This window comes from Aestuariivivens sediminis (genome assembly GCF_022662105.1).
Taxonomy (GTDB): Bacteria; Bacteroidota; Bacteroidia; order Flavobacteriales; family Flavobacteriaceae; genus Aestuariivivens; species Aestuariivivens sediminis.
In genome coordinates this window covers 796,393-805,210 of sequence record NZ_JAKMCP010000003.1, presented here as the reverse complement: position 1 = coordinate 805,210, position 8,818 = coordinate 796,393, and the positions used below count along the sequence as shown (strand labels likewise).

7 protein-coding genes and 2 rRNA genes are annotated in these 8,818 nt (G+C 39.3%); 2 read left to right on the top strand and 7 right to left on the bottom strand.

The genetic code is table 11. From position 1 onward, the window contains the following. Together MR054_RS11655 and rrf are read left to right on the top strand one after the other, a co-directional pair. Nucleotides 1-159 (top strand): 23S ribosomal RNA (locus MR054_RS11655); the annotation flags it as partial. Between the two features lie 119 nt (nt 160-278). Continuing rightward, nucleotides 279-386 (top strand): 5S ribosomal RNA (gene rrf, locus MR054_RS11650). A gap of 118 nt (nt 387-504) precedes the next feature. Here the strand turns inward: rrf and MR054_RS11645 are convergent. The 7 genes from MR054_RS11645 to MR054_RS11615 all read right to left on the bottom strand — a co-directional run bounded on the left by MR054_RS11645 (nt 505) and on the right by MR054_RS11615 (nt 8,776). Continuing rightward, complete coding sequence (locus MR054_RS11645; protein ID WP_242157986.1) at nt 505-1,722, bottom strand: aminotransferase class V-fold PLP-dependent enzyme; 1,218 nt, start codon at nt 1,720-1,722, stop codon at nt 505-507. Nucleotides 1,723-1,733: 11 nt separating this feature from the next. Beyond that, the gene (locus MR054_RS11640; protein ID WP_242157985.1) at nt 1,734-2,219 is read right to left on the bottom strand and encodes a RidA family protein; all 486 of its coding nucleotides are present in this window, start codon (nt 2,217-2,219) and stop codon (nt 1,734-1,736) included. 61 nt (nt 2,220-2,280) lie between these two features. Continuing rightward, nucleotides 2,281-3,207: an RraA family protein gene (locus MR054_RS11635; RefSeq protein ID WP_242157984.1), complete on the bottom strand. Its 927-nt coding sequence runs from the start codon at nt 3,205-3,207 to the stop codon at nt 2,281-2,283. 18 nt (nt 3,208-3,225) lie between these two features. Beyond that, nucleotides 3,226-4,227 (bottom strand): bile acid:sodium symporter family protein, encoded by a 1,002-nt coding sequence (locus MR054_RS11630; protein ID WP_242157983.1) that lies wholly within the window; start codon nt 4,225-4,227, stop codon nt 3,226-3,228. Nucleotides 4,228-4,388: 161 nt separating this feature from the next. Continuing rightward, nucleotides 4,389-5,639 carry an amidohydrolase/deacetylase family metallohydrolase gene (locus tag MR054_RS11625; protein WP_242157982.1) on the bottom strand — a complete coding sequence of 417 codons (1,251 nt, stop codon included), beginning with the start codon at nt 5,637-5,639 and terminating at the stop codon, nt 4,389-4,391. 45 nt (nt 5,640-5,684) lie between these two features. Further along, on the bottom strand, nt 5,685-7,460 hold the full coding sequence (locus MR054_RS11620) for a PQQ-dependent sugar dehydrogenase (RefSeq protein ID WP_242157981.1): 1,776 nt from the start codon (nt 7,458-7,460) through the stop codon (nt 5,685-5,687). A 356-nt stretch (nt 7,461-7,816) separates the two neighbouring features. Further along, nucleotides 7,817-8,776: a hypothetical protein gene (locus tag MR054_RS11615; RefSeq protein WP_242157980.1), complete on the bottom strand. Its 960-nt coding sequence runs from the start codon at nt 8,774-8,776 to the stop codon at nt 7,817-7,819. Nucleotides 8,777-8,818 lie beyond the last annotated feature (42 nt).

The following is an 8,818-nucleotide window of genomic DNA, read 5'->3' as shown; positions in this document are numbered from 1 at the left end:
TCCGGAAGGGATAAGCGCTGAAAGCATATAAGCGCGAAACCCACCACAAGATGAGATTTCTTTAAAGGGCCGTGGGAGACGACCACGTTGATAGGCCACAGGTGTAAGTGCGGTAACGTATGCAGCCAAGTGGTACTAATAGCCCGTAGGCTTATTGTACGCCTGTTTTTTTTAAATGAAGGATTTTCTGAATTATTCGTCCATGTAATTTTTTCAATATGTTAAGATATACCCTTTCTAAGGGAAAGGGATCCCGCAGATCTTGCGGGACTAAGGCTTAAGGTGGTTATAGCGACGGGGCTCACCTCTTACCATTCCGAACAGAGAAGTTAAGCCCGTTAGCGCCGATGGTACTGCATTAGTGGGAGAGTAGGTCGTTGCCTTTTTTGGGGCCCTGCATCGAAAGATGGAGGGCCCTTTGTTTTTTATAGATACCACCCAAAGTGCACTACATCCTCATCCTTGGATGGCTTGATGCTAAGGATAAATCCATAGACTAAGTGGTTAAGAATAGGAAAGCACCTCTTTAAGTCGTTGTGCCACTAACCTTTCTTGACCGGGGGTCATCATCCAGGTTGTGATACCAATTTCTTTGTCGTTTCCGACGGTTTCTATAGAAGGATGACCCTCTTTCAATTTTTTTCTTGCTTCATTGGGAGTGATTTTAACCCTATCTTGATCCCATCTCACTTTTAAGGATGGTACATGATTGGCATATTTGGGCGTATGAATTTCTGTGTCAACCCCCTTAACGGACTTCGCGCTATCACTAATTAATTTAATCTGTGATTCCCACATTTCCCATTCTTTATGATGATCTTTTTGCAGATAAAGTTCTAAAGCAACCAACATGCCTAACACCTCTTCTTTGTTTACTTTCATTCCACGTCCAATGGTGTGTCCTCGCGGAGGCGTATGCTGGCGGGCAGCAAGTATGAGCTCCTTATTACCTAATAGTAACCCTGCACTCTGAGGACCTCTTAGTCCTTTGCCTCCTGAAAAAGCCACCAAATCAAACCCCATTTTTGTGAATTTGAAGAGATTTTCTACGGGTGGCACATCAGCTGCACAATCGATAAATGTGGGAATACCAAATGTTTTCCCCATTTCAATAAACTCTTCGTGTTTAATCTCTCCTTCATCTGTGTTGGCATTTAAAAACCATAACATTGCCGTCTTTGGATTGATGGCCTTTTTTAACTCTTTTGCCGTTTTTACCGTTATTATTTTCACACCTACGTTTTTTAAGGCATGGGTGTACACAATGTTATGGGATTCTTGAAGAATGACTTCATTTTTAAGTCCCGTTGTATCAGGAAGCTGTGCAACTTTATCCTCATCCATTCCGGAAATAACTCCGGCAAGCCCTATCGTCATTGCCCCAAAAGCTCCCGAAGTTACCGTGGCATATTCACAGTCCAGTAATTCAGCAATTCGCTCACCAACCCTATCATGCAATTCGTCGAGATTAACATATTCGGACGCACCATAAGTTATGGCTTGGGTTACTTCTTCTGGCATTAACGATCCAGTCATTGAGGTATAGGTCCCTGCTGCATTAATAAAAGTTCGAATACCTAATTCTTTAAAAAAATTGCGTGATGCTGTCGCTTCCAACACCTTTTTGGTCATGGACTGTCCATGCAACCATTCCGAGCCAAGTACCGTACCCGCCAGAGGAAGAAGGGAAAGCGATTTTAATAGTTTTCTTCGACCTACCATAGTTTATTGTTTTATTCATCGATTGCTGCAATACAGTCCATTTCTACCAATGATTTTCCCGGGACGCCGCCATAGGTGGCAACCGTAGTTCTAACGGGTGGGTTTTTACCAAACCGTCCTCGATATACCTCGTTCATTCCTTTATAATCTTCCAAATCATGCAGATAAACATTAACTTTTAAAACTTGTTCCATAGAGGAACCGTTTCTTTCAAGCTCTTTTTGAAGTTCTTTTAGAACATGATCGGTGTGGGCTTTAATGTCTCCTTCAAAATGAGCACCTTTCCCCGCTATATATAGGGTGTTTCCATGTCTTACCGCTCCTGAAAACAGAGGAATGTCCTGTTCATTTTTTGGTGAATCCAGCACTTCTTTTTTGGGTTTTGATTCTTTAGCTATGGCCTTGTTGGTCATGCCTAATCCAAAGGCCCCAATAAGAGCCATCCCCATTTTTTTTATGGAGGATCTTCTGCTTGTTTTGATATTTAAGTTGTTCATAATTAAAAAATTTATTGATTATTGGTGTTATACGGTGCTGTTCCATGGATAAAAATACGATTTACCACATTCTGTTTTTTAATAATTCTTCAATTTGTTCTTTAGGTACCGGTAATTCGTCTATATGGTCGTTAAGCCATTTTGAAAAATCTTTTTCAATGTCATCGGACCATTTATTATCTATTTGTCCCGGGCTGTATTTACCCTCTTTAAGTCTTGTGATTCCAAAAAGATCGCGAAGTCTTACAATTTCAGAGGTGACCACAATTTTTTCAGCCAAGTGAGCAGGAATAAATATAACACCTTCTCGTTTTGCCAAAACGATGTCACCGGGTAAAACAGTAGCCGCTCCAATTCTTATAGGGGTATTTAAGCTTAAAAGCATGACTTCGGTTAGAAACGAGGGATGCCAATCTCTTACAAAGGCATTAAACCCTTCAATTTTAGAGAGCCCTTCCATATCGCGACTGGAAGCATTAAAAACGACACCGGTTTTTGATTTAGCATAAATGGCATTGCCCAGGTTATCCCCTATTAATGTCCCATCAACAATTTTTCCAAAGCAATCGGCCACATAAACATCTCCACTAACGAGCATATCTATAGGCCAGGAATTGGTATTTCCAACACGACCGTCTTCTTTTCCTTTCTTTGTAATTTGATGGGCAACATCCGGACGATTGGGCATGTATTGGGCTGTAAGTGCTCTACCCACAAAGGGGACATCATCGTGTAGGGGCTTCCATCCACCTTCAAACTGATTGTGATACCCTTCATTTCTGAGAACGCCCCAGGCTTCTTCAATGGACACACTTTTCATTCGTTCCAAAATATTATCCGGGACTTTAGGTCTGCCATCCAAAAATCGTTCTCCTTCCCATAATGGGGTTAGGAATATGGTTTGTTCTTTAGTTATGGTTTGCGAAATGACGGCATTAAACATAAGTAAGCAGAAGCTTATTAAAACCGTTAAATGTATTCTTTTCATATATAATTTGTTTGATGTTTAGTGTTTATTGGGAATATCGGAACGGACGTTCTTAAGAGCATCTTTATCTCTCCACCATGTCGCAAGTGAGGATCCGGATATATTCATCCATGGACCGAACACTGCAGGAGCTAACCCTACAGTAGACACTTTACCCATTTCAAGAGCAATACCGGAAGCCAGTCCACCATTTTGCATGCCTACCTCCAATGCAATTGTACGACAATCTTGTTCACTCATTTTTAAGGCCCTGCCAGCCCAGTATCCTAAAAAGTACCCGGCCATATTATGAATAATAGCAGCGAGTACCAATAATAAACCAATAGTAAGTAAACTATCTCTTCCGGCTGCAGTAATGATGGTGATTATCAATGCAATTCCCGCCATTGAAATTATAGGCATTGCTTTATCGAGCCATTTGGCTTTACCATGGAAAAAGTGATTAAAAACCAGGCCTATTATTACAGGCAGAATGACAATTTTTAAAATACTAAGCATCATCGGCCAGAATTCGATCGGTACAAATTGTCCTGCAAAAAATTTCATTAAAAGCGGTGTCATAATAGGGGCAAGAACTGTAGAAACTGCCGTTAAGGTTACCGATAAGGCTAAGTTCGCCTTTGCCAGATACGCCATAACATTAGAAGCTAAACCGCTGGGTGAAGATCCAATTAAAACAATACCTGCTGCAATCTCCGGGGCAAAACCAAAAAGGTGTGCTATGCTAAAGCCTAATATGGGCATTATGGTAAACTGGCAACAGATACCAACCAAAACCCCTTTAGGCATTCTTACCACACCTGCAAAATCCTTGATGCTCATTGCTGTTCCCATACCAAACATGATAATCTGAAGTAGTGGAACTATTAATTTTTTAAGGTCAAATCCTCCAAGGCTCGAAAAAAAGGTAGGATAGTACATGGATATTGTAACAGCGGCAAAGATTAATATGGTAAATGAAAATCCTTTGAATTTTTGGGTATACCGCACTGATAAGGCGAGTAAAAAGAAAAATAGCATAAGAGGAATGCCTGTTTTTGATCCCATTCCCAAAATAATCAGCAGGATCGTAATGCATAGGCATAACAGTGCACTAAGTAATAATAATTTAAAAGTGGATTTCATATATGGAATGGTGTTAATCGTTTTAAGTCAAAATACATGTCTGTACAGTTTTAATATTATTCATTCCATAAGGGGGATGCCATGCCATTTAGGTCCCAAACTATTTCGCCCTCTCTAAGCGTTAATTCGCAAATTAATTTTTGATTGCCCATCATTTTTAAACCTTCAGTATCAATAAAGCCAAAATCGCCATGACTTAATTTTAACAGCGTAATATCGGCAACAGCCCCTTCCGATAAATGTCCCAAATCCTTTCTTTTGATATATTGAGCCGGATTCCAGGTCACACTTTTAACGACCTCTTTTAAAGGCATACCCATATTTAGAAATTTAGACATAATATTGGTAAGGTCCTTCATGCCTCCATTCATGCTTCCGGTATGTAAATCTGTACTAATTGAGTTTGGCCAGAAGCCTTGTTCTGTAGCCGGAATAGCTTGTTTAAAGGAGAAACTGCCGCCACCGTGACCGACATCGAATATGACGCCTTTCTTTTGAGCTGCAAAAACATATCGCCTAACCTTTCCCTTGCTATCCACAAGAGGTGTTCTGCCTTTAACCCGGGCATAACAATGAGTAAATATATCCCCTGGTCTTAACTTTTCTAATAATAAGGTTTCCATATTTAATTCCGGATCACTACCTCCAAAATCAATCATTACCGGAATATCCGCCAAAGTTCCGGCTTGTATGGTTAGATCTGTGGGCGTCCATGACGGACCTGAATAATGAGCCAATTTAATACCTATTATAATTCCGGGATATTGTTTGGCTTTATTGGCAGTGGCCTCGGCATCCATATCGGTGATATTTTGCTCGATGGCACCACCTTTCATGCCGGAACCAATGATATTTATAAAAGCTAATACACGGGTTTGAGACCGGTCAATGGTTTGTTCTTTAAAAGTTTCAAAATTTTTCCACCCTGAACCACCTGCATCTACAATAGTGGTGACGCCGCTTTTAAAAGTAAATCCATCTGGAGGAAGACTACTAAAACTATTACTTAAATAAGCCTTGGGTTGGGTTCCAAAAAAATTATGACCATGGATGTCCAATAAGCCCGGAGTAACTATGAGTCCTGAAGCATCAATTGTTTTTTTTGCACGAGTCTGTAAGATACTGGGACTGACCTGAGCTATTTTTCCATCGCGAATGGCAACATCCATAACCTTGTTGATATTGTTCCTCGCATCTATTACAACCCCTCCTTTTATGAGGATATCATAATCCTGTCCTAAGGCTAAAGAACCTATAAAAAACAATGAGCAAATACTTAAGATGATGGATTTATTTAATTTAAACATGACTTATTTTTAAAGTGTAACTAATATGGTGTGTTATTTTAGCATTTAATGCTTATGAGCCTTATCTTGGTTTAACATTTTTCTTACCTTACTTACTTCATGGATCTCTATTGCAGAGGCTTCATTTCCAAAATTTGTTCTTATATAGGTTAAAATGGTGGCTATTTCATCATCTTTTAAAAAACTGTGTTGGGGCATTAGACCACTAAAAGATAAACCATTTACTTCAATTGTACCTTCTAATCCTTTTAAAACAATATTAATCAATCTCGTTTTATCTCCTGTGACCCAATCCGTATTGACCAGGGGTGGGAATCTTCCACCGGCTCCATGACCGTCATCCTGGTGACAAGCACTGCAATAGCGGAAATATAAGGTATGCCCTTCTGAAAGGTTTTCATCTTTCATTAAGTTATCGTTTTCTTCATCTGGAGTTTTAATATGGTTTGCCAGTTTTCGCAGTCTCATATTTGCGCGTTCATTTTCTCCAAAATTATTTTTATCCCCTTTATACATAACTCTCCAAACCTTTCCCTGATTGGAATCGCTAATGTACATAGAACCATCGGGACCGGTAGATAGTCCCATAGGCCTGTTGACCGCCCGATACACACTTATGATGGGGTCAATTTGAGCAAATCCATCTGCAAAAACCTCCCATTCTCCCGTGGCCTTCCCATTTTTAAATGGAACAAATCCTACAAAATATCCGGCTTGTGGATAAGGCGCTCTATTGGTAGAGCCATGAAAAGCAATAAAGGCTCCATTTTTATAATATTCCGGAAGCTGGTCACTCTGGTAAAACATTAAATCGTTGGGAGCCCAATGTCCTGGAAAACCAATTAAGGGATCATCAAAAGATTCACATCGTCCTATTATTTTTCCATCACCTCCGTATTCTGGAGCCAAAACTTTCTTTTTTTGAATTTGATCATAATAGCAATAAGGCCAACCAAAATCTGATCCTTCTGTAACTCTTATGAATTCTTCGGATGGCAGCATGGCACTCTGCCATGGGGTATATTTTTCAGGGAATAAACGGAATAAATCGTCTCTGCCATGAACGACAGCATACAGGGTTTCATCTACAGGATTCCAGTCCAATCCTACCACACTTCTAATACCAGTAGCAAATTTATAGCCGTCCTTTTGTGTTTGATTGGTTTTGTTGGCATCGAATCGCCATATACCACCATGGTCCTCTAACTGCGGACAAGGATCCATACCTGGAGATCCGGGGGTTCGTCCCTCTACTTGACAAGCATTGGAAGGTCCTCCAAAAGGGACATACATATAGCCTTTATTGTCAAAAGCTATGGGCTTACCAATATGTTGATGTTGTCTGTGAGGATGATCATCGGTCATAATGACTTCGGGTTCACCGGGAACGATTTCCCCATGTTCATCCAGTTTGTGTCTGTAGACCACTAATTCCGTGCTAAAATACAGGTAGCCATTATGAATTTTCATTGCAGTGGAGTAACTGCCTCTTGAACCTGATTCTTGCTTTTTTATATTACCATGGAGTTCAATGAGGTCGGCTTTTCCATTATGAGTAGTGTCTTTTAATATCCCTATGGTTTCTCCGTTTTTGGAATATCTTAAATTTACGAAGATGGTTCCGAAATTATTAACAGCAAGATGCCTTGCTTTACCTTCAATACTATCGGTAACCACTAAAGCTTCAAAATGATCCGGTATAAAAAGACCTCCATTATCGGAATCACCCGGAGGTAGGATTATTTTTGATTTTTGCGAACATTGAATACTACTAATAACTACGACGATAGCAAATAGCAAGGACTTTAATTGATCATTCATACATATTATTTAATAGCGTGTTGTTGCCAGGAGGATTATGACAAATTTTCCATTAGCTAAATACGTTTGGAGCTTTAATTTTTTTTAGATATAAACCTCAAATAAAATCCATTATTCTATATGCAATTTGTCTTGAAAATCAAGATTTAGACCTTGACTAAATGTACTAAAAATTAAAAAGACAGTTAAACTTTTTCTACGAATGCAAGGGGTGAGGTCATGTTGGAAGTATTTAAGCCTACGAACTACAATTGTAATTATAGTGGTCTTACTAAAAAATCAAAGCAAAATACATCATGCTACCCCTCCACTAATTTACACAAGGTATCTATCTGGTTAAAATTCACCGCCCTTTATTAGTCTACAATAAATGTTTTTAGCATTCCTTTGGCTTTACTTTGAGGGACTTCTGAAATAAACGCATAGAGACCGGGTGAGAAGTCGGCCGAAAAATAACCTGTTTTACCTGCCGAAAGATCGTTAACCCCTCCCAAAAAAGTAACACCATGAGGAGCAGGTGTTCGAAATTGGTTAATATCTGCAGCGTTAATCCATGAATTTAAACTGTCGGTGAGGCTTAGATTTTCTAATCTCACTAAATTAACATCATGACCTAATAAGGTTTCATATTGCTGTTGATCTTTAAAAAAAACTTTAATCGTATGATACCCTTGAGTAATTTCATCATGAAATGAAATGCCTTCTAACGTTGAAATGGTGATGTCTACATCTGATTCAGGTTCCTTGTGCGCCGTAGACTCTTTTAATACCACAATTTCCTTGAGCATGCCCATAAAAGCATGGGCTTTCCCATTAGGCATCCTAATATAACATTCCATGGCATAATATCCAGGGTCTAAAAACAGGGTTGATCTGGCCGTATGTTTTGGCGATACCAATCCCACGCCACCGTATAATTCAACATCATAGAACCACTTCGGAATTTGCTCAAGCGCTTTCATCCCCGATTCGATATTGCCCTCCAGAAACTGTTCAAAGGCGAACTCGAAGGGAGGAACGAGTTCATTTTTATAATTTTCTAATCGAATACCTTCAGGAAGTTTTTCAAAAATGAAAAAATGAGTTTCGTTTGATAAGTTATTGTAAACAAATGTATTCCAACCGGATTTTAAGGTGTCGACGATTTGAAATTCCATACTGCGGGTAATAACGTCAACAGCATTTTTTCGATCTCTATCAATTTTATTGCCCTGCTGAATTTCGGGTACCTCAGCTGTTTTGGTTTCCGATTTACATGAAATTAAGAGTATAGATAGTATGGCAAACGGCAAGATAATCCATTTAAATAAATGCATAATTTAGATTGTAAATACCAAGTAGGCATAAGTGCCCTAGTG

Bases quoted from the DNA above. Each gene is read 5' to 3' on its own strand.
- MR054_RS11625 (WP_242157982.1), bottom strand. From the start codon at position 5,639: ATGTTTAAATTAAATAAATCCATCATCTTAAGTATTTGCTCATTGTTT.
- MR054_RS11620 (WP_242157981.1), bottom strand. From the start codon at position 7,460: ATGAATGATCAATTAAAGTCCTTGCTATTTGCTATCGTCGTAGTTATT.
- MR054_RS11635 (WP_242157984.1), bottom strand. From the start codon at position 3,207: ATGAAAAGAATACATTTAACGGTTTTAATAAGCTTCTGCTTACTTATG.
- MR054_RS11645 (WP_242157986.1), bottom strand. From the start codon at position 1,722: ATGGTAGGTCGAAGAAAACTATTAAAATCGCTTTCCCTTCTTCCTCTG.
- MR054_RS11615 (WP_242157980.1), bottom strand. From the start codon at position 8,776: ATGCATTTATTTAAATGGATTATCTTGCCGTTTGCCATACTATCTATA.
- MR054_RS11630 (WP_242157983.1), bottom strand. From the start codon at position 4,227: ATGCTATTTTTCTTTTTACTCGCCTTATCAGTGCGGTATACCCAAAAA.
- MR054_RS11640 (WP_242157985.1), bottom strand. From the start codon at position 2,219: ATGAACAACTTAAATATCAAAACAAGCAGAAGATCCTCCATAAAAAAA.